This window comes from Vibrio sp. 10N.222.52.B7 (assembly GCF_041474275.1).
Taxonomy (GTDB): domain Bacteria; phylum Pseudomonadota; class Gammaproteobacteria; order Enterobacterales; family Vibrionaceae; genus Vibrio; species Vibrio crassostreae_C.
Map to the genome: position 1 here is coordinate 1 of NZ_JBFRTU010000484.1, position 244 is coordinate 244.

At 36.5% G+C, this 244-nt stretch carries 1 pseudogene; it reads right to left on the reverse strand.

Annotated features, from left to right (window positions below):
- Positions 1-244 (reverse strand): annotated as a pseudogene (locus tag AB4512_RS25560) (hypothetical protein); the annotation flags it as partial.

Here is a 244-nt window from a genome sequence, read left to right on the forward strand (position 1 = left end):
TCTCTGACCCTTTTCCTTCTTCTTTACGCTCTTGCTCCGCTTTCTTGTCTTTCTGCTTTTCTAATCCCGACTTTTCTTCGTCATTATCCATATCATCTTCAAGCTTTTCTTTCTTATCTTTGAGCTTCTCTTTACTCTCTTCGAGGGCTTCTTTCTCGTCTTCCAAATCGTCGAGTTCTTTATCTAATTTCTGCTTATCTTTTTTGTTCTTACTTTTTTTCGCTTTCTTATTTTTCTCTTCGAT